22 protein-coding genes and 2 tRNA genes are annotated in these 16708 nt (G+C 69.3%); 9 read left to right on the top strand and 15 right to left on the bottom strand.

The window, feature by feature from the left end; translation table 11 throughout:
• Positions 1-4 precede the first annotated feature (4 nt).
• Positions 5-490: a hypothetical protein gene (locus ACT4N8_RS04525; protein ID WP_444856942.1), complete on the top strand. Its 486-nt coding sequence runs from the start codon at positions 5-7 to the stop codon at positions 488-490.
• A complete protein-coding gene (locus tag ACT4N8_RS04520) occupies positions 487-759 on the top strand; it encodes an acylphosphatase (RefSeq protein WP_444856941.1) in 273 nt (90 codons plus the stop codon). The genes ACT4N8_RS04525 and ACT4N8_RS04520 overlap by 4 nt, the downstream gene beginning before the upstream one ends.
• Here the strand turns inward: ACT4N8_RS04520 and ACT4N8_RS04515 are convergent.
• Complete coding sequence (locus ACT4N8_RS04515; RefSeq protein WP_444856940.1) at positions 756-1499, bottom strand: class I SAM-dependent methyltransferase; 744 nt, start codon at positions 1497-1499, stop codon at positions 756-758. The two genes, ACT4N8_RS04520 and ACT4N8_RS04515, sit on opposite strands and share 4 nt — an antisense overlap.
• A gap of 26 nt (positions 1500-1525) precedes the next feature.
• Positions 1526-2815 carry an adenylosuccinate synthase gene (locus ACT4N8_RS04510; RefSeq protein WP_444856939.1) on the bottom strand — a complete coding sequence of 430 codons (1290 nt, stop codon included), beginning with the start codon at positions 2813-2815 and terminating at the stop codon, positions 1526-1528.
• A gap of 176 nt (positions 2816-2991) precedes the next feature.
• On the opposite strand from ACT4N8_RS04510, the gene ACT4N8_RS04505 reads away from it, so the two are divergent.
• On the top strand, positions 2992-3321 hold the full coding sequence (locus ACT4N8_RS04505) for a glycine zipper 2TM domain-containing protein (RefSeq protein WP_444856938.1): 330 nt from the start codon (positions 2992-2994) through the stop codon (positions 3319-3321).
• A 59-nt stretch (positions 3322-3380) separates the two neighbouring features.
• On the opposite strand, the gene ACT4N8_RS04500 is transcribed toward ACT4N8_RS04505, so the two are convergent.
• From ACT4N8_RS04500 to ACT4N8_RS04480, 5 genes are all read right to left on the bottom strand, one after another.
• Positions 3381-3983 carry a hypothetical protein gene (locus tag ACT4N8_RS04500; protein WP_444856937.1) on the bottom strand — a complete coding sequence of 201 codons (603 nt, stop codon included), beginning with the start codon at positions 3981-3983 and terminating at the stop codon, positions 3381-3383.
• A gap of 32 nt (positions 3984-4015) precedes the next feature.
• Complete coding sequence (locus tag ACT4N8_RS04495) at positions 4016-4279, bottom strand: hypothetical protein (RefSeq protein WP_444856936.1); 264 nt, start codon at positions 4277-4279, stop codon at positions 4016-4018.
• A 311-nt stretch (positions 4280-4590) separates the two neighbouring features.
• Positions 4591-5079, bottom strand: a complete 489-nt coding sequence (locus ACT4N8_RS04490) for a hypothetical protein (protein WP_444856935.1) — start codon at positions 5077-5079, stop codon at positions 4591-4593.
• A gap of 34 nt (positions 5080-5113) precedes the next feature.
• Positions 5114-5716, bottom strand: coding sequence for a hypothetical protein (locus ACT4N8_RS04485; RefSeq protein ID WP_444856934.1), 603 nt, complete (start codon positions 5714-5716; stop codon positions 5114-5116).
• A gap of 432 nt (positions 5717-6148) precedes the next feature.
• Positions 6149-6835: a 2OG-Fe(II) oxygenase gene (locus ACT4N8_RS04480; protein ID WP_444856933.1), complete on the bottom strand. Its 687-nt coding sequence runs from the start codon at positions 6833-6835 to the stop codon at positions 6149-6151.
• A gap of 91 nt (positions 6836-6926) precedes the next feature.
• Here ACT4N8_RS04480 and ACT4N8_RS04475 point away from each other — a divergent pair, with 91 nt between their 5' ends.
• Positions 6927-7538, top strand: a complete 612-nt coding sequence (locus tag ACT4N8_RS04475) for a TetR/AcrR family transcriptional regulator (protein WP_444856932.1) — start codon at positions 6927-6929, stop codon at positions 7536-7538.
• A 23-nt stretch (positions 7539-7561) separates the two neighbouring features.
• The gene (locus tag ACT4N8_RS04470; protein WP_444856931.1) at positions 7562-7957 is read left to right on the top strand and encodes a DUF1761 domain-containing protein; all 396 of its coding nucleotides are present in this window, start codon (positions 7562-7564) and stop codon (positions 7955-7957) included.
• Between the two features lie 46 nt (positions 7958-8003).
• Here the strand turns inward: ACT4N8_RS04470 and ACT4N8_RS04465 are convergent.
• Together ACT4N8_RS04465 and recJ are read right to left on the bottom strand one after the other, a co-directional pair.
• Positions 8004-8079 (bottom strand) — tRNA-Glu (locus ACT4N8_RS04465).
• Positions 8080-8118: 39 nt separating this feature from the next.
• Entirely contained in the window at positions 8119-9891 is a 1773-nt protein-coding gene (gene recJ, locus ACT4N8_RS04460; protein WP_444856930.1) for a single-stranded-DNA-specific exonuclease RecJ, read from the bottom strand.
• 135 nt (positions 9892-10026) lie between these two features.
• Here recJ and ACT4N8_RS04455 point away from each other — a divergent pair, with 135 nt between their 5' ends.
• Positions 10027-10419, top strand: a complete 393-nt coding sequence (locus ACT4N8_RS04455) for a hypothetical protein (RefSeq protein WP_444856929.1) — start codon at positions 10027-10029, stop codon at positions 10417-10419.
• 4 nt (positions 10420-10423) lie between these two features.
• Here the strand turns inward: ACT4N8_RS04455 and glpX are convergent, their stop codons facing one another.
• Positions 10424-11407 carry a class II fructose-bisphosphatase gene (gene glpX, locus ACT4N8_RS04450; RefSeq protein ID WP_444856928.1) on the bottom strand — a complete coding sequence of 328 codons (984 nt, stop codon included), beginning with the start codon at positions 11405-11407 and terminating at the stop codon, positions 10424-10426.
• Between the two features lie 117 nt (positions 11408-11524).
• On the opposite strand from glpX, the gene ACT4N8_RS04445 reads away from it, so the two are divergent.
• Positions 11525-11887, top strand: coding sequence for a hypothetical protein (locus ACT4N8_RS04445; RefSeq protein WP_444856927.1), 363 nt, complete (start codon positions 11525-11527; stop codon positions 11885-11887).
• A 43-nt stretch (positions 11888-11930) separates the two neighbouring features.
• On the opposite strand, the gene ACT4N8_RS04440 is transcribed toward ACT4N8_RS04445, so the two are convergent.
• Both ACT4N8_RS04440 and ACT4N8_RS04435 read right to left on the bottom strand, forming a co-directional pair.
• Positions 11931-12116, bottom strand: coding sequence for a hypothetical protein (locus ACT4N8_RS04440; protein WP_444856926.1), 186 nt, complete (start codon positions 12114-12116; stop codon positions 11931-11933).
• Positions 12117-12258: 142 nt separating this feature from the next.
• Positions 12259-12876 (bottom strand): DNA-3-methyladenine glycosylase family protein, encoded by a 618-nt coding sequence (locus ACT4N8_RS04435; RefSeq protein ID WP_444856925.1) that lies wholly within the window; start codon positions 12874-12876, stop codon positions 12259-12261.
• Positions 12877-12956: 80 nt separating this feature from the next.
• Between ACT4N8_RS04435 and ACT4N8_RS04430 the strand changes: the two genes are divergently transcribed.
• Positions 12957-13274, top strand: coding sequence for a 2Fe-2S iron-sulfur cluster-binding protein (locus ACT4N8_RS04430; RefSeq protein WP_444856924.1), 318 nt, complete (start codon positions 12957-12959; stop codon positions 13272-13274).
• Here ACT4N8_RS04430 and ACT4N8_RS04425 read toward each other — a convergent pair.
• The 3 genes from ACT4N8_RS04425 to ACT4N8_RS04415 are packed head-to-tail and all read right to left on the bottom strand — an operon-like array spanning position 13271 to position 16300.
• Positions 13271-13936, bottom strand: a complete 666-nt coding sequence (locus tag ACT4N8_RS04425; RefSeq protein ID WP_444856923.1) for a hypothetical protein — start codon at positions 13934-13936, stop codon at positions 13271-13273. The genes ACT4N8_RS04430 and ACT4N8_RS04425 overlap by 4 nt on opposite strands.
• 1 nt (position 13937) lies before the next feature.
• Positions 13938-14687 carry a 23S rRNA (guanosine(2251)-2'-O)-methyltransferase RlmB gene (gene rlmB, locus ACT4N8_RS04420; RefSeq protein ID WP_444856922.1) on the bottom strand — a complete coding sequence of 250 codons (750 nt, stop codon included), beginning with the start codon at positions 14685-14687 and terminating at the stop codon, positions 13938-13940.
• A complete protein-coding gene (locus ACT4N8_RS04415) occupies positions 14687-16300 on the bottom strand; it encodes a M20/M25/M40 family metallo-hydrolase (protein WP_444856921.1) in 1614 nt (537 codons plus the stop codon). Before ACT4N8_RS04415 ends, rlmB begins: the two co-directional genes overlap by 1 nt.
• Before the next feature lie 143 nt (positions 16301-16443).
• Between ACT4N8_RS04415 and ACT4N8_RS04410 the strand changes: the two genes are divergently transcribed.
• A tRNA-Tyr gene (locus ACT4N8_RS04410) sits at positions 16444-16530 on the top strand.
• The last annotated feature ends 178 nt before the right edge of the window (positions 16531-16708 follow it).

Genomic DNA, 16708 nt, shown 5'->3' with positions numbered 1-16708 from the left:
GAGGATGCACCTGCTGATCGCGGCGCTGCTGGTCCTGTCCGAGCCATGGGACGCGCCGCTGACCAAGCACGGCATCGGGACCTTGCGCATCGGCACCCCGGTCGCGGCGCTGCGCGCGATGGGCGCGACGGGGGAGGCCTATCCCGACCCGGAAATCGACTGCTCCTACTGGCGCGCGCCGCAATGGCCGGGGCTGGCGATGATGGTCAGCGGCGGGCGAGTGGTGCGGATCCAGATCGAGGACGCCCGCTACCGCACCGCTTCGGGCGCCCGCGTGGGGATGGCCGAAACCGAGATCCTCGTCATCTACGGCGCCGCGATGCGGGTCGAGCCGCATCCCTATACCGGGCCGGACGGGCATTATCTCGTCTATCAGGCCCGCAGCGAGCCCTACGGCCTGATCGTCGAGATCAATCCCGAAACCGGCCGCGCCGACGGCATCCGGGTCGGGCTCTGGGAAGCGGTGCAGTTGATCGAAGGCTGCTCGTGAGCCGCCGCATCCGCGTCACGGGCCGGGTGCAGGGCGTCTGGTATCGCGGCTGGACGGTCGGTCAGGCGCGCGCGCTCGGCCTCTCCGGCTGGGTCCGCAACCGACGCGACGGCAGTGTCGAGATTCTCGCCGACGGCCCGGATGAGGCGCTCGCCGAGCTGGTCCGCCGCTGCCACGAAGGGCCGCCCGCCGCGCGGGTCGAACGGGTCGAGGCCGAGGAGAGCGAGGAGGCCGCGCCCGCCGGCTTCGTCGGGCGGCGGACGCTCTAGCGCTTGCGCCCGATCAGCGTGCCCTTGGTGCCGCTGCGGTCGAGTGTGAAATCGAACTCGGGATGCATCCGCCGCCACTTGCGGGCGACGAAGCGCTCGCCCGGCCGCGCGCCGTCGTCGAGCATCACCGTGCCGCCGCGCGAGACCTTGTCGAACAAGGCCTCGGCACCGCCCCGGGTGAAGGGATGGATCGACCAGGGCGGCCCGTCGATCAGCATCAGGTCGATGCCGTCGGGCAGCGGCCCGTGATCGTACCACAGGCCCGGCCAGCCGTGCGGGCTCGGCCGCAGCGCGACCGCGTGCATCTCCGCCTTGAGGCCGAACTCGGCGAGCCATTGCCGGGTCGCGTGGACGAAATCGGCATGCTGGTCGAAGCTGATCAGCCGCCCGCCGCCCGCTTTCTGCAGCGCCCGGGCGAGGACGAAGGTCGAGGCGCCCGCGCCGAACTCGACGACGAGCCGGGGCCTGTGCTCGAAAATGTGGTCGACGACGAGCGTCAAGAGGCCGGTGTCCGCTTTCCAGCTGCCGAGATAGGGCAAAGCGTCGTAGGGCAGGTCGAGCCGGTCGAGCATCGCATGCTTGTCGGCGAGCCGGCCGCCGTGGAGGCTGCGCACCAGCCAGGGCCACTGAAAGGCGCCGAACGCGACCATCGTCACCCAGTCGGCGAACGAGCGCCCGTCCCAGCCGATGATCGGCGTTTCACCCATGGACAGCAAATTGGTGGCTTGGCGGGTCGTCATTCTAAGCTCCACATAGCGGCCATCGCTCAGCCCGCAAACGGATCGCGCACGAGGATCGTGTCCTCGCGCTCGGGGCTGGTCGAGACCAAAGCGACCGGACATGCGATCAGTTCCTCCACCCGGCGGATGTACTTGATCGCCTGGGCTGGGAGCTGGCGCCAGCTGCGCGCGCCAGCGGTGGATTCGCTCCAGCCCTTCATCGTCTCATAGACCGGCTCGACCGCATCTTGGTCGGCGGCATGGGCGGGGAGGTGGTCGATCGGCTGCCCGCGCAGGGTGTAGCCGGTGCAAATCCTGATCTCCTCGAGCCCGTCGAGCACGTCGAGCTTGGTGAGCGCGATTCCCGTGACGCCGGAGACCGCCATCGACTGACGGACCAGAGCGGCGTCGAACCAGCCGCAGCGGCGCTTCCGCCCCGTCACCGTGCCGAACTCGCGACCGCGCTCGCCGAGTCGCTGGCCGACCGCGTCGTCGAGCTCGGTGGGGAAGGGGCCGGAGCCGACCCGGGTCGTATAAGCCTTGACGATGCCGAGCACGAAGCCGGCCGCGGAAGGACCCAGCCCCGTCCCGCTCGCGGCCGTCCCCGCTACCGTGTTGGACGAGGTGACGAAGGGATAGGTGCCGTGGTCGACATCGAGCAGCACGCCTTGCGCGCCCTCGAAGAGGATACGCCGTCCGGCGAGCCGTGCCTCGTTCAGCGTCTTCCACACCGGCCGGGCGAATTGCAGCACGAAATCGGCGATCTCGCCCAAATCGCGTTCGAGCCGCGCGCGGTCGATGCCGGGCTTGCCGAAGCCGGCGCGCAGGGCGTCGTGATGGGCGCAAATGCGATCGAGCTGCGGTCCGAGCGAGCCCAGGTGGGCGAGGTCGCAGACCCGGATCGCGCGGCGGCCGACCTTGTCTTCATAGGCCGGGCCGATGCCGCGCCGCGTGGTGCCGATCTTGCCCGCACCGGACGCGTCCTCGCGCAGCGCATCGAGGTCGCGGTGGAAGGGGAGGATGAGCGGACAGATGTCGGCGATTTGCAGCGTGTCCGGGCCGATCGCGACGCCCTGCGCGCGCAGGGTCTCGACCTCCGCCTTCAGCGCCCAGGGATCGAGCACGACGCCATTGCCGATCACCGAAAGGCTGCCGCGGACGATGCCGGAGGGGAGCAAAGACAGCTTGTAGGTCTGCTCGCCGACGACGAGCGTGTGGCCGGCATTGTGGCCGCCCTGGAAGCGGACGACGAGGTCGGCGCGGCTCGCCAGCCAGTCGACGATTTTGCCCTTGCCCTCGTCGCCCCATTGGCCGCCGATCACGGTAACGTTCGCCAAGTCTGGGTTTTCCTGTGAGGCAAGGGCGCGGGAAAGCGGACGGGCCGCCCCTAGGCCACGGTGGGCCGTGCGTCCAGCCGCCTTGCGGCGACCTGACCCAAATGTTGTTTTAGGTTAATGCAACAAGCGGCATGGGGGCGCGTTCAATAGCCCGCATTCCCAAGGAGGCACAGATCATGCGTAACCTGATTCTCGCCGTTTCCGCCTCGGCTCTCGCCGTTCCGGTGACCTTCGCCCTGCCGACCGCGGAAGCGGAAGCGCAGCGCCGCTATTACGATCGCAGCGGCTATTATAACGGGCCGACCTGGCGCGACCGCCGGGGCCGCATTCGCTGCCGCCGCTCGAACGGCACGACCGGCCTCATCGTCGGCGGCGCCGCCGGCGCCCTGATCGGCCGCGAGATCGACGGCGGCCGCGACCGCACTACCGGCACGATCCTCGGCGCCGCCGCAGGCGCGCTGATCGGCCGCGAAATCCAGCGGGGCAATCGCCGCCGCTGCCGCTAAGCCGACGCTAGCTGAATGAGAGAGGGCGGGACGCTTCGGCATCCCGCCCCTTTTTCGCGTCAGCCCGCCGAAGGCGCGGGCTTGGGGCTGGTCCGCCTGGCAGGGGCCTTTCGCTTGGCCGGCGCCTTTGGCTTCGCGGAAGCGGCCTTGGCCTTGGGAGCGGCCGCCTTGGGCTTGGCCGCCGCCTTTTTCGGCTTAGCCGCCGCTTTCTTCGCAGGCTTCTTGCGGGCCGGCGCCTTGGCGGCGGCGGGCTTCGCCGCGCCGCTCCTGGCGGAGCTTGACTGCACTCCTGTCATCATCCGACGGACGGCGTCGGTGGCGGCGTTGATCATCGCCGCGCCGATCTTGTTGGCGCTCTCCGCGGCGGCGTCGGCGGCGGCTTCCGCCGCCTCCTGGGCGGTGCGGGCGCTCTTCTTTGCGCTGTCGCGGACCGATTTGTTCGCGGCCAGCGCCGCCGCGGCGGTAACTAGGCCGGCGGCGAGCAGGCTGCGCGCGACGGGGTTCTGCGCGAGCTCGGCCGCCCTGCGCCCGGCTTCGCGGAGCGCGTCGGGGATCGCGTCGGCGGCCTTGCGCCCGCCGCTCTTGGCGCTGCCGCCTCCGCTCTTGGCGTTGCCACCGCTGCTCTTGCTCGATGACGCCTTCGACGAAGCTTTCCTGGCCATTGCAAACCCTCCTCAATGCGAAAGTTCGTGCCTTAGCCGTAACAGACACGCGAGCCCATAAACAGTTCCCTCGGCTCAGCCGTCGTCGACCTCTCGATCGAGCTGCGACCCGGGTCGCCGCCATAAGTCTCGCCGTCGGGGCCGACCATCCGGTCGGTCGCCTGCACCGCCTCGACACTGTCGTCGCCGATGCCCTTGGCATCGACCAGCGGCTCGGGAATCTCGTCCTTGCGGGCCTCGTTGCTGCCCGGCAATGGATGGCGCCCTTCGCCCTGGCCTTTGCGGTCGTCGGTCATGCTGCGCTCCTGCCGGTCACATTGTGCCAGAACAAGCGAAAGGCCGCCGGGAAGGTTCCCGGCGGCCTTTTCACATGGTCAGCGGCCGGAAGCCGACTGCCCGGAAGATCTTGGAAAGCTTAGGCTTCCATCTCCCGAACGGACCTCACCGACCTCTCTGCTGAACCATGAGACATCGGATCACCTCCTTTCGCTGCGTTGGACTTGCCCCCTGTATGAGTCGCGGCGAATCGGCGATCAAGACTTGAACTCGTTTTTTTTGACGCTAGGATTCCATGCTTCGCGCCGGTCCCCGAGGACCGGCTTTTTCTTTATCCGCGGCACTCTTCGATCACCCGCGCCGGCTCCGGCCAGGCGGGAAGGATCAAGGCTGGCAGGCCATCCGCCTGGACGAGGAAGCGGCCCCGGCTGAACGCGATCTGATCGAACAGCGGGTCCGAGGCGGCAAGCGTCGCAACGCCGCTCGAGGCGGGCACGGTCCGCTCGCCATAGCTGGTCCGGATCGTCAGCTGCTGACCGCTTGCGGCGCCCAGGCGCGCCACTACGACCCGGCCGCCCTCGCAGCGCAACGCAAAGTCGTTGCCGTAGCTCGCCTCATTCTCGGAATAGCTCCAGTCGCCCGGGCTCAGCGGAGCGACGCTCCAGTCGGCGGGCGGCGGCGCGGGAGGGGGCGACGGCGGGGCCGGAGCGGGCGCGGGGGGAGGCGGCGTCGGCGGCGGCGGTTCGGCGCGCGGCACGCAGGCGCCCAAGCCGGCCAGAGCCAGCGTCGAGAGAGCAAGAAAGAGACGACCCGTCCGCATCCTGAGCACGATCAACGCGCGACGATGATATTGTTCACCGCGCCGCCGCGCCGTTGGTGGCGGGCCCGGCACCGTTCGCCTCGGCCGGGGCGGCGCTGCTCCCCGCTTCCGACGCCGCGCCGCTCGAGCAGCGGGTCAGGAAGGCGGCGATCTCCGGCCCCGGCGGGAGCAGCAAGGGCGGTGCGTCGCCGATCCGGATCGAGATCGGCGTCGCCGCGCCGCGCAAGGCGGTGACGAGCGCGTCGTCGGGGCCGACCGCGGCGCGCAGCATCGGCACCGAGCCGCCGCTCGCGGTCACCGCGAGCCGCCTATCCTCGCGGCCGACCGCGACCTGCATCGTAGGCAGATCGCCCATCGGCGCCGTACCGTGCCGCTGCAGCAGCAGGCCGCGATCCCCCGCGCAGCGCAGGCTGAACTGGGGCGGCGTTCCTTCCGGCCCGAACTCGAGCGCCGGAACGTCCTCCTGCAGCGTCTCGCGCCAGGCGCCGAGCGCGATCTCCTCATTCTCGGCCTCGCGCTGCGGCCTCCGCTCGATCGCCGGCTGCAAGTCGTTGAGGTCGCCCGCCACACTGGCATCCTCCGAGCGGGCGCAGCCAGCGAGCAGGACGAGCGTCAAAAGCAAGGCGGAACGGGCCATCCCGATATCTCCCATCTGAAAGAGTCGCCGCCGCTCTTAGCCGGGTCTGCCGCCGCGCGCATCCCAAAGCGCGAGGAATTCGCGCGGGGTCCTTGGGCCGCAGGTGGCGAAGCTCGGATTCGGCCGGGCGCGTTAGGCGGCCCGCCGCTCAGCCAAAGTGCCGCGATCATGGAGCGCGGCGACGTCGATGTCACTGTCATCGTCCTCTCCTTGTGGCGAATCGCCCGCCCCGCCCGATCATGCCGCCGGCTCGTTCATCGTAAACGCGCCGAAGATGAACGGAAGTTTCAAAGTTTCGGCTTCCCTGGGAGAAAAAAGTCCGAACTTTCGCGATGCGCCGGAGGCGAAAACGACATGCGGCGCGGGAAGCGGCGATGCTGCATCGCGCGGCATCGAAGCAGAACATTTCCTACATTGGAAGCCCGGTCGGGCTTATCGCGCATCGTGGAAGATGATGCCGAGCGTGAGGCGAAGGCCCGAGCGGACGCGGCTGACGCCATGGCGCATCGCCCGCCTGTGCCAACCGCGCGTGCCTTTCACCGGGCGTTCGCGCACCGGGAAGACGGCCGCGTCGCCTTGGGCCAGCGGCGCCACCTCGGCGCGCGACTGCATGCGCGGCCGTTGCTCGGCCAGCACCAGCTCGCCGCCGGTGAAATCCTCGCCCGGCGCGGAGAGGAGGATCGCGACCTGCAAAGGGAAGACATGCTCGCCATAAAGGTCCTGGTGGAGCGCATTCCAGTCGCCCGTCTCGTAGCGCAGCAGCAAGGGCGTGGGCCGTGTCTGGCCGGCGTCATGGCAGTGGGCGAGGAACACCTCATGCGCGGTTGGGAAGCTCGGCGTGCCAAGAATGTCCGCCCAGCGATTGGCGATGCCCGCGAGCGGCGGATAGAGCGCCGCGCGCAGTCCCGCGACCGGTTCCGGCAGCGGATAGGCGAAATAGCGATAGGCGCCCCGGCCATAGCCGTGCCGCGCCATCACCACCTCGCTGCGAAAGCGCTCGCGTTCGTCCCACGCGTCGCGCAGTTCGGCGCACTGCGCTTCGTCCAGCAGCCCAGGCAGCACCGCGCAGCCCTGATTGTCGAGTTCGCCTTCGGCCCTGTTCCAATCGATATCCATCATGCTGCACTGACACGGTCGGGCGCGGTTTCGCGTCCCGCCGCTTCCGGCCAAACCACTTGACATCCGGCTTGATTGACCATTCAACCAAGTCATGAACGCCGACACCCGCCAGCGCATCGTCATGACCGCGATGGAGTTGTTCTGGGAGAAGGGATTCCAGTCCACCTCCATCTCGGACATTTTGAGCCGCACCCAGGTCCATTCGGGCAGCCTCTACCATTTCTTCCCGGGCAAGCAGGACGTGCTCGCCGCCGTGCTCGAAGCCTATCGCGACGGCATCGAGGAATGGCTGCTGAAGCCCGCCTGGTCGGGCGTCGACGATCCGGTCGAGCGGATCTTCGCCCTGCTCAACGGCTACCGCACCCAGCTCGTCACCACCGACTGCACCTATGGCTGCCCGATCGGCAGCCTCGCGCTCGAGCTGCACGAGCCGGACCTCAGGATCCGCGAGCTGCTCGCGATCAACTTCGCGCAATGGACCGACGCGATCCAGCGCTGCCTAGACGAGGCGGGAGATCGGCTCCCCGCCGATCTCGACCGCCGCCGACTCGCCGAGTTCACTTTGACCGTGATGGAGGGCGCGATCATGCAGGCGCGCACCTATCGCGACGTGGCCTGCTTCGACCGCAACGTCGCGGTGCTGCGCGAGCATTTCGATCTGCTGCTGGCAGCGGCGCGGCAGGAGCGCGTGCCAGCCGAATAGAGATCAACAAAGGGGAGGGACCCATGCCCGAAGTCAATTATCTCGCCGTCCTGCTGGCCGCGCTCTCGGCTTTTCTGCTCGGCGGACTGTGGTACTCGCCGATCCTGTTCGCCAGGCCATGGATGCGGCTGACCGGCCAGAGCGAAGAGACGCTCAAGGGCGGCTCGATGGCGATGATCTTCGGCGGCGCTTTCCTGCTCAATCTCGTCGCCGCTTATGTGCTGGCGCTATTCCTCGGTACGCTTCCGCTCGAATATGGCGCGATTTACGGCCTGTCGGTCGGCCTCTGCTGGGTCGCGGCGAGCCTCGGCGTCAACTATCTCTTCGAGCGCCGCCCGCTCGGCCTCTGGCTGATCAACGGCGGCTATTTCACGCTCCAGTTCACCGCAATGGGCGCGATCATCGGCGCGATGAACTGAGCTGACGCGGATGGCTCGCCAGCCGAAGCTGCAAGGCAGCGAAGGCTGGTGACCCCAACGGGACTCGAACCCGTGTTTTCGCCGTGAAAGGGCGACGTCCTAGGCCACTAGACGATGGGGCCGTCCCGGCGGAGGCGACTTAGGGGGCAGGGCGCAACCGGTCAAGCATCGGCCCAGGCGGCGTCGTCGAGGTGGAGCTCGGCCGAGATGCGGCCCTGATATTCGTCGCGCTTGATCCGTCCGGCGAGCCAGAGCCGGCGGTGCGGCGGCGCCGCGAGCAGGGCCTCGCCCAGTGCGCTCTCCGCCATGCGAAAGGCGATCGCCTTGACCCGCCGCCCGTCCGCGCCCGCCGCGACCAGCCGGAGGTGCCCGCTCCCGACCACGTCCGCCTTGACGATGCCGAACGGCCCGGCCGCGACCCGGGGAGCCGGCCAGCCCGCGCCATAGGGCCCGCCCGCGTCGAGCGCGTCGCACAGGTCTGGGCAGACACCGCCCGGCGCGACCAAAGCGTCGAGCATCAGCGCGCGATCGTCGCGGCTCCGCGCCACGTCGTCTGCGAGCCGCTCGTCGAGGAAGGCAGCGAGCGCCTCGATCTTGTCGCCCGCGACCGTCAGCCCCGCCGCCATCGGGTGGCCGCCGCCGGCGATCAGCAGGCCGCTGTCCTTCGCCGCCAGCACCGCCGCGCCGAGATCGACGCCCGAGATCGAGCGGCCCGAGCCCTTGCCGAGCCCGTCCTCGCCCAAGGCGACCACGATCGCGGGCTTGTTGAGCTTTTCCTTGAGCCGTCCGGCGACGATCCCGATCACGCCCGGGTGCCAGCCGGGCGCGGCGACCAGCGCCACCGCGCGGTTGCCCTGCGCAACCGAGAGCGCCTCGGCCGCCTCGGTCACCGCCGCCTCGATCGCGCGGCGTTCTTCATTCAGCCGGTCGAGCTCGGCGGCGATCGCCTCGGCTTCGGCGCGGTCCTCGGAGGTGAGCAGCCGCACGCCGAGGTCCGATTTGCCGACTCGGCCGCCGGCGTTGATCCGCGGCCCCAATGCAAAGCCGAGGTCGCGGCATTCGGGCGCGCGAGTTAGCCGCGCCGCGTCGGCGAGGGCGGCGAGGCCGACATTGCGCCGCCCCGCCATTACTTTCAGCCCCTGCGTCACGAAGGCGCGGTTGAGGCCCTTCAGCTGCGCCACGTCCGCCACGGTCCCCAGCGCGACGAGGTCGAGCAGTTCGATGAGCTTCGGCTCCTCGCGGCCGGCGAAAAAGCCGCGCCCCCGCAGCACGCGGAGCAGAGAGGCGCCGAGCAGGAAGGCGACGCCGACCGCCGCGAGATGGCCGTGCGCCGCGGCCTCCTCCGCCTCGTCGAGCCGGTTCGGGTTGACGATCGCGAAGCCGACCGGAAGCGACGACGCGCATTTGTGGTGGTCGCAGACGATCACGTCGACGCCCGCCGCCTTCGCGTGTGCCCGCGCTTCGAACGCCTGCGCGCCGCAATCGACGGTGACGATGAGCGAGGCGCCACCCTCGGCGATGCGGACCAAAGCCTCGCCCGAGGGGCCATAGCCCTCCATCAATCGGTCCGGAATATAGGCCTGTGCCTCCAGTCCAAGATCCCGCAGCAGCCGGATCAGCAACGCCGCCGAGGTCGCCCCGTCCACGTCATAATCGCCGAAGATTGTGACGCGCTCCTGGCCCAAGACCGCGTCGGCGAGCCGCGCCGCCGCTTTCTCCATGTCGCGGAAGATCGCCGGATCGGGCATGAAGCCGCGCAGGGTCGGCGTCCGATGGTGCTCCAGCTCCTCGCGCGCCACCCCCCGGGCGAGGAGCAATTGGTCGACCAGCCCGTCCGGCTGGAAATCCGCGTCCCCCGCTGCCCCGCGCCAGCGCCAAGGCTGCCCCAGGATCGAGCGAGACACGCCGCAAACATAGGAGGTGCTGGCAAGCATCGCCGCAGCCTAGGCGATCGGCGGGGCCAGGTGAATCCTAATCCGCCGTCGCGACGCTAACCACGTCTCTTTCCCTTCCCTTTACGATGGGGGGCGCATCCGGGACGCGCCGGAAATCCGGCAGGGAGATGTCCGATGCGGCTTATCTCGCTTGCGCTCGCTGCTGTGCTGCCGGGCGCTGCCCTGGCCCAGGCGGGCGATGTGCCCGCCGAGGCGCCGCGCACGCTCGAATATGCGCTGCACGAGGACGGTCGCCTGGTCGGCGCGCCGACGATCCGGCTCGAGGTCGGGCGCACCGCCGCCCTCTCGGTGTCGGGCGATTATTCGCTGCGCGTGCGGATCGACCGCGCCGAGGGCGCGGGCGGCGCGCCGGCCTTTCTGGTCCGCTCGAGCCTCTATCGCCCGGCCGAGCCGCGCTGGGCCTTGGTCGCCCAGCCCTCGCTAACCGTGCGCGAAGGTGAGCCGACCGCGCTCGATTTCGCAACGGCCGACGGCAACCGCCTCTCGATCGGCGTGACGGTCCGCTAGCGCCTCAGGCGCCCTCGCCCGGCGGGCGGCGGTGCTCGCCCTTGACCCAGCGTACCGTGCCAGTCGAGGCGCGCATCACGACGCTTTCGGTGGTGACGCAATTCTTCCGGCGCTTCACGCCTTCGAGCAGAGTGCCGTCGGTGACGCCGGTGGCGGCGAAGATGACGTCGCCCTTGGCCAGCTCCTCGAGATGATAGATGCGGCTGAGATCCTCGACGCCCCATTTGGCGGCGCGCGCTTTCTCGGCGTCGTTGCGGAAGACGAGCCGGCCCTGGAACTGGCCGCCGACGCAGCGCAAGGCCGCCGCCGCCAGCACGCCCTCGGGGGCGCCGCCCTGTCCCATATAGACGTCGATCGTCGTGTCCGGATCGGTGACCGCGATCACGCCCGCGACGTCGCCGTCGGGGATGAGGTTGATGCCGCAGCCCAGCGATCTCAATTCGGCGATCAGCGCCGCGTGGCGCGGCCGATCGAGCACGCAGGCGATGATCTCGTCCGGCCCGACACCCGAGGCCGCGGCGATCGCGCGGATGTTCTCGGACGGGCTCTTTGCCAGATCGATCACGCCTTCCGGATAGCCGGGGCCGACGGCGAGCTTGTCCATATAGACGTCGGGGGCGTTCAACAGGCAGCCCTGCTCGGCGATGGCGAGCACGGCGAGCGCGTTCGGGCCGGCCTTGGCGGTAATCGTGGTGCCTTCGAGCGGATCGAGCGCGATGTCGATCTGCGGGCCGGAGCCCTGCGCGGCCCCGACCTTCTCGCCGATATAGAGCATCGGCGCCTCGTCGCGCTCGCCCTCGCCGATCACGACGGTGCCGTCCATCTCAAGCTCGTTGAGCGCGGCGCGCATCGCCTCGACCGCGGCATGATCAGCCGCTTTCTCGTCGCCGCGCCCGATCAGCTTGGAGGCCGCGACCGCCGCCGCCTCGGTCACCCGCACCATTTCGAGCACCAGCAGCCGGTCGAGAACGTGGCTTGCCTTGACCATCTTTCCTGTCATCCTTCGCGTTCAAACGGGGGCGTTTGCAGGGGCGGATAAGCGAGGCCCATGACAAAGTCGAGCGGGGCCCCCTTGTGGATACTCACCACATTCGGATTGCTGGCCTTGCCGGCTTCAGCCCTCGCGCAGAGCGCGCCTCCCGCTGATCCCGCCGCCCTCATCGAGGCGCAGCGGCGCGAGCTTCTGGCCACGATCCGGCCCGCCTGCCCCGCCGCCGGCCCGGATGCGGAGATCGTCGTCTGCGGCCGCCGCGACGAAGACCGCTATCGCGTTCCGGTGACGGTCGCCCCCGGCAGCGCGCCGGCGGCGGCGGGAGCGGGCGGCGAGCAGCGCGCCGCGCTCGCCATCGACACCAGCCGCTGCACGACCGTCGGCCGCGATGCCCAGTGCACCGGCGGCCTCGACGCGATCGGGATCGGGACGGCGCTGGTCCGCGCCGTGGGACAGGCGCTCGCCAACCGCGATTAGGAGCCGCAGCTCAATAAGTTAGAGGGGTTTTGCGGATTCTCCATCAGGAGTCATCCCGGCGGAAGCCGGGATCCCTGCCGTCATTCTCGAAACGCACGCCGACCTGCCCCTTCCAGCTCCATGATCCGTGCCGCATACCATGCCCGTTGCCCGACCAGATCGCGTCGATCCGGAAGCCCACCTCCCAGTCGAACGGCCTCACCTGATTGGCGAGTCGGATATTGCTCATTCCGTAGTCATAGCGGACCGCGACCGCCCGTCTCCGCCGACGCTGTGCACCGTGCCCGGAAATCAGAAATGGCCGCCATCCCACTACGCCAGGACGCGGTCACCCGAAGAAAATCCGCTCATCCTAATCTCGCTCTTACGAGTCAGACCGGCACGATGTGGCGGTGATGCCAGGCGAAGATCGCGGCGGCGCCGCGATGGGGGCGCCAGGGCTCGGCGAGCTCGCGCACCTTCTTCTCGGTCGGGCGGCCGTCGAGGCCGAGGATGCGGCCGACCTCGATCTGGACGGCGAGATCGCCCGCCGGCCAGACGTCGCCCCGCCCCTCGGCGAAGAGCAGATAGACCTCGGCGCTCCAGCGGCCGATGCCCTTCACCCGCACCATCGCCTCGATCGCCTCCTCATCGTCGGCCGGCAGGTTGGCGAAATCGAGCCGGCCGGACAGCACCTCCCCGGCGAGGCTCTTCACATAGGCGACCTTCTGCCCGGACAGGCCGGCAGCGCGGAGCGCCTCGTCGCTCGTCGCCGCGACCTTCGCCGGACTGTCGATGCCGCCTGCCGCTGCCTCCACCCGGGCGAGGATGGCGGCGGCGGCCTTGGTGCTGACCTGCTGGCCGACGATCGCGCGCAGCATCGTTTCGTAGCCGGGTTCGCGGATGCGGGGCTCGGGGTCGCCGATCCGCGCCCGGGCGGCGGCGAACGCCGGCTCGATCTCGCCCAGAGCGTCCAGCGACGCCTTCAACATCTCCGCCGTCAGTCCCATCCCCGCTCCTTGATCTCGCCGCGCCGCCTAGCATAGGAGACCGGCCCGACACTCTCTTTTCTTGCGTTCAAGGATTCCCGATGCCCAGCCTCACCATCGTCACCCGCGACGGCGCGGAGCGGACCGTCGAAGGCCGCGCGGGCTGGAGCGTGATGGAGAATATCCGCGACAACGGCTTCGACGAGCTGCTCGCGCTCTGCGGCGGCTGCTGCTCCTGCGCGACCTGCCACGTCCATGTCGATCCCGAGTGGATCGGCAAGGTCGGCGCGCCCAAGGGGGACGAGGACGATCTGCTCGACACTTCGGATCACAAGACCGAGGCGAGCCGCCTGTCCTGCCAGATCCTGTTCACCGCCGAGCTGGACGGCTTGAGGGTGCAGATCGCCCCTGAGGATTAGCCGGCGAAGCGCACCAGCGCCGACGGCGCCGGCCGCGGCTCGGGCGTCACCTCCCATATCAGGCTGCTGCGGCCGCCGGGCGCGGCACGGCGCTCGCTGTTGTGCTGCACGAGCTCGGCGTCGGTTGTCAGCGTGAAGGTCCCCTGGCGATGGCTGTTCGGTTCCGGGGCATTGGGATTGCGGCTGCTGCCGTTGCCGTCGCTATCGCCGAAGCCGTGCGCCGAGACCTGCGCCGTGCCGTCGCCGCGCACTTCGACGACCAGCCAGGGGATCAGGGCCAGCCCCTCCAGGTTGACCGGAAAGGCGAAGCTGCGGTCGAGCCGGCCGCTGATGCTGTAGTCGATCCTGAACTTGTTCTCTCCGACATATTCGACGGAGTGGAAGCCGACCTCCCGCGACAGCGCGGCGATGACCCGCTGACGGTCGGCTTCGGCCATTTCCTGTGGTTGGTCCGTCTTCAGCGCAGCTTCGCCGCTGCCTTCCGAGCTGACCCGGACCGCCGAGCTCGGGTCGATCACGACCGCTTCGCCGACATAGGTGAAGGTGAAGCTCCGGTCGCCGCCGATCTCGAGCGTCGCGGCGAAGCGGCCGGGGAGCAGGCAGGAGGCGAGCAGCATCGGCGCCGCCAGCACGAACAGGATGCGCGCGAACCGGATCGTCATCTTACTTCCCCTCTGTTTCGACTTTTGCCGCGTAGAGCGCAATGGCGGCGGCGTTGGAAACGTTGAGGCTCTCGATCCGGCAGCTGATCGGCAGCCTTGCCACCGCGTCGCAATGCGCTTCGATATTCTGGCGCATCCCCTCGCCCTCGGCGCCGAGCACGAGCGCGACGCGCGGCGGACCGAGCGCTTCGGCCAGATTCGTCTCCGCCTCGCCGGTCAGCCCGATCCGCCAGAAGCCGGCCTCGGCCATCTCGTCGAGCGCGCGGGCGAGGTTGACGACGCGGACCCACGGCATTGTCTCCAGCGCCCCCGACGCCGCCTTGGCGAGCGCCCCGGATTCCGGGGGCGCGTGGCGGTCCTGGGTGACGATGCCGAGCGCGTCGAAGGCGGCGGCGGAGCGCAGGATGGCGCCGACATTATGGGGGTCGGTGACCTGATCGAGGACGAGGAGGGGCCGGCCGTCCTCGGCCGCGTCGAGCAGATCGGCAAGCAGGATGTCGTCCAGCCGCTCGACCTCGATGACGATGCCCTGGTGCGGCGCCTCGCGCGGCACGAGCCGGCCGAGATCGGCGGCGTCGGCGTAGGTGACCGGAATGCCGCCGCCGATCTCGAACTGGGCGGCCGCCTCGCGCGTCGCCCAGACGCGCACGATATCGCGCTCCGGGTTGGCGAGCGCCGCCGCGACGGCGTGGCGTCCCCAGAAACGGGGCCGGTTCTCGGGCTTGCTCGCCTGCCGGGCCTTGCGTCGCATCAATCGTCCTCGGGATATTCGAACGGGTCGCTCGGTCGCGGCTGGTTCGGCAGCGGCATGCGCGGCAGCGGTTCGTCGCGGTTCGCGGCATTCCACAGGAAGCTCGCCATGATCACCGCCGCCTGGCGCATGTCCTCGGCTCTCAGATGATCGTAGGTGTCGATGCTCGTGTGGTGGAGCCGGCTGCCATAATCGAGTGGATCCTGAATGAACTGATAGCCCGGGATCCCGACGGACTGCATGTAGACGTGGTCGGTGCCGCCGGTGGAGCGGATCGCGACATTGGTCGCGCCCATTGACGCGAACGGGGCCAGCCAATCCTGGAAGATCGGCACCGCCGCGACATTGCCCTCGGCATGGATGCCGCGTATCCGACCCGCGCCGTTGTCCAGGTTGAAATAAGCGACGAGGTCGCGATGGCCGGGCAGCGGCGTGATCGGCCAGCGATAGCGCCAGGTCTGGTTCGGGCGCAGCCGCTGGCGCTCCGGGTTCGTTTCCGGCGGGCGGGTGGCGAGATGCCGCTCGACATAAGCGAGCGAGCCGAGGATGCCCTGCTCCTCGCCGCTCCACAGCGCGAAGCGGATCGTGCGGCGCGGGCGCACGCCGAGCCGGCTCAGGATGCGCGCCGCCTCCATCACCACGGCCGAGCCTGCGGCATTGTCGACCGCGCCGTCCGCCGCGACCCAGGAATCGAGATGGGCGCCGGCCATCACGTAGCCTGCGCGCGGATCGCTGCCAGGAATGTCGGCGAGGATGTTGTAGGCGTTCGTGTCTTCGTCGTGGAAGCGGACGTCGCTGGAGATCTCGAGCGTCGGCGAGGCGTCGGTCAGCGCCAGCCGGGCGAGGCGGCGATAGTCCTCGGCCGCCATCTCGACGCCCGGCAGTCGCGGCGTCCGGCCGGCCTGATATAAGTAGCCCGTGCCGTGAACGAGGCCGCCATCGCGGTAGGATATGCGGACCCATGCGAGCGCCCCCTCCTCAACGAGGAAGGCGTCGAGGCGCTCGGCGAAGTCGGCCCGTGCGAGATTGCGCTCGATCTCGAGCGGCGAATAGTTCGGCTGCTGGTAGGTATTGCGCTGCCGGAGGTCCTCGTCGGTCAGTCGGCGGAAGGCGGGATCGGTCGGCTCCGAGCCGGGCATCGGACGGCTGATCAGCACGATCCGGCCGCGCAATTGCCCGCGCCAGCGCGCGAAATCGTCGACCTCGGTCATCGGCGCGACGACGATCCCCGCGCTGATCGGGCCGTTGGTCGACGGCGTCCAGGCGATCGGGATCGAGCGCAGCACAAGGGGACGCGGCGCGGTCATCCGGCTCAGATGAGAATTGATCGACCATCCGCGCCCGAACTCAAAGCCCTCCGCCCGCACATTCGACAGGCCCCAGTCCCGAAACCGCTGCTGCGTCCAGAGCTCGGCCGCGCGCATCTGCGGCGAATTGGTGAGGCGGCCGCCGATCCGGTCGGTGAGGTAGGCGGCCGTCTCCATCACCTCGCTGCGGTTGAAGCCTTCGTCGATGATCCGGTTGATCGTCACCCGGTCGACCTGCTGCGCGGCAATTGGGGACGGCGTGGCGGCGAGGGCAAAGGCGAGCAAGGCGGTGGGAGCGAGACGCATCGAGACCTCCAAAAGATTTGCGCCGGGGCTTAAGGGGCGGCGCGGAGGCAGGCAAGCGATCCCCGGAGCGCTCCCGGCGCGGCGTTGACAGGCCCGCCCCCTTTCGCCAAGGGGTCCGCCTTCCTATCTGGAAACGCTCCCACGGACAGGTGGCCGAGTGGTTAAAGGCAGCAGACTGTAAATCTGCCGGGGTTGCCCCTACGCTGGTTCGAATCCAGCCCTGTCCACCAAGCGCTCTGCCGCCACAATCCGCATGATCCCAAAAAAGGCTAGATTTGCCATAGGGCACGCCGACCGCGTAGGCCCACCTAATGCCGTTGCCGGCCGCCTGAAACCGCGCTAATGTGTGGGAGTAATATGTGGGAGGGAACGCTTACTCCCACATATTCCCGTCGGCAACGCCGTCAG

The organism is Sphingosinicella sp., assembly GCF_052387495.1.
In the GTDB taxonomy this organism is placed as follows: Bacteria; Pseudomonadota; Alphaproteobacteria; order Sphingomonadales; family Sphingomonadaceae; genus Allosphingosinicella.
This window is presented reverse-complemented; position numbering and strand designations above follow the sequence as displayed.

Excerpts from the sequence above, each read along its gene's own strand:
- ACT4N8_RS04440 (WP_444856926.1), bottom strand. The coding sequence starts at position 12,116 with ATGAGCAATATCCGACTCGCCAATCAGGTGAGGCCGTTCGACTGGGAG.
- ACT4N8_RS04435 (WP_444856925.1), bottom strand. The coding sequence starts at position 12,876 with ATGGGACTGACGGCGGAGATGTTGAAGGCGTCGCTGGACGCTCTGGGC.
- ACT4N8_RS04415 (WP_444856921.1), bottom strand. The coding sequence starts at position 16,300 with ATGCGTCTCGCTCCCACCGCCTTGCTCGCCTTTGCCCTCGCCGCCACG.
- ACT4N8_RS04515 (WP_444856940.1), bottom strand. The coding sequence starts at position 1,499 with ATGACGACCCGCCAAGCCACCAATTTGCTGTCCATGGGTGAAACGCCG.
- ACT4N8_RS04495 (WP_444856936.1), bottom strand. The coding sequence starts at position 4,279 with ATGACCGACGACCGCAAAGGCCAGGGCGAAGGGCGCCATCCATTGCCG.
- glpX (WP_444856928.1), bottom strand. The coding sequence starts at position 11,407 with ATGGTCAAGGCAAGCCACGTTCTCGACCGGCTGCTGGTGCTCGAAATG.
- ACT4N8_RS04525 (WP_444856942.1), top strand. The coding sequence starts at position 5 with ATGCACCTGCTGATCGCGGCGCTGCTGGTCCTGTCCGAGCCATGGGAC.
- ACT4N8_RS04485 (WP_444856934.1), bottom strand. The coding sequence starts at position 5,716 with ATGGCCCGTTCCGCCTTGCTTTTGACGCTCGTCCTGCTCGCTGGCTGC.
- ACT4N8_RS04455 (WP_444856929.1), top strand. The coding sequence starts at position 10,027 with ATGCGGCTTATCTCGCTTGCGCTCGCTGCTGTGCTGCCGGGCGCTGCC.
- recJ (WP_444856930.1), bottom strand. The coding sequence starts at position 9,891 with ATGCTTGCCAGCACCTCCTATGTTTGCGGCGTGTCTCGCTCGATCCTG.
- rlmB (WP_444856922.1), bottom strand. The coding sequence starts at position 14,687 with ATGCGACGCAAGGCCCGGCAGGCGAGCAAGCCCGAGAACCGGCCCCGT.
- ACT4N8_RS04480 (WP_444856933.1), bottom strand. The coding sequence starts at position 6,835 with ATGATGGATATCGATTGGAACAGGGCCGAAGGCGAACTCGACAATCAG.
- ACT4N8_RS04490 (WP_444856935.1), bottom strand. The coding sequence starts at position 5,079 with ATGCGGACGGGTCGTCTCTTTCTTGCTCTCTCGACGCTGGCTCTGGCC.
- ACT4N8_RS04505 (WP_444856938.1), top strand. The coding sequence starts at position 2,992 with ATGCGTAACCTGATTCTCGCCGTTTCCGCCTCGGCTCTCGCCGTTCCG.
- ACT4N8_RS04430 (WP_444856924.1), top strand. The coding sequence starts at position 12,957 with ATGCCCAGCCTCACCATCGTCACCCGCGACGGCGCGGAGCGGACCGTC.
- ACT4N8_RS04500 (WP_444856937.1), bottom strand. The coding sequence starts at position 3,983 with ATGGCCAGGAAAGCTTCGTCGAAGGCGTCATCGAGCAAGAGCAGCGGT.
- ACT4N8_RS04475 (WP_444856932.1), top strand. The coding sequence starts at position 6,927 with ATGAACGCCGACACCCGCCAGCGCATCGTCATGACCGCGATGGAGTTG.
- ACT4N8_RS04470 (WP_444856931.1), top strand. The coding sequence starts at position 7,562 with ATGCCCGAAGTCAATTATCTCGCCGTCCTGCTGGCCGCGCTCTCGGCT.
- ACT4N8_RS04425 (WP_444856923.1), bottom strand. The coding sequence starts at position 13,936 with ATGACGATCCGGTTCGCGCGCATCCTGTTCGTGCTGGCGGCGCCGATG.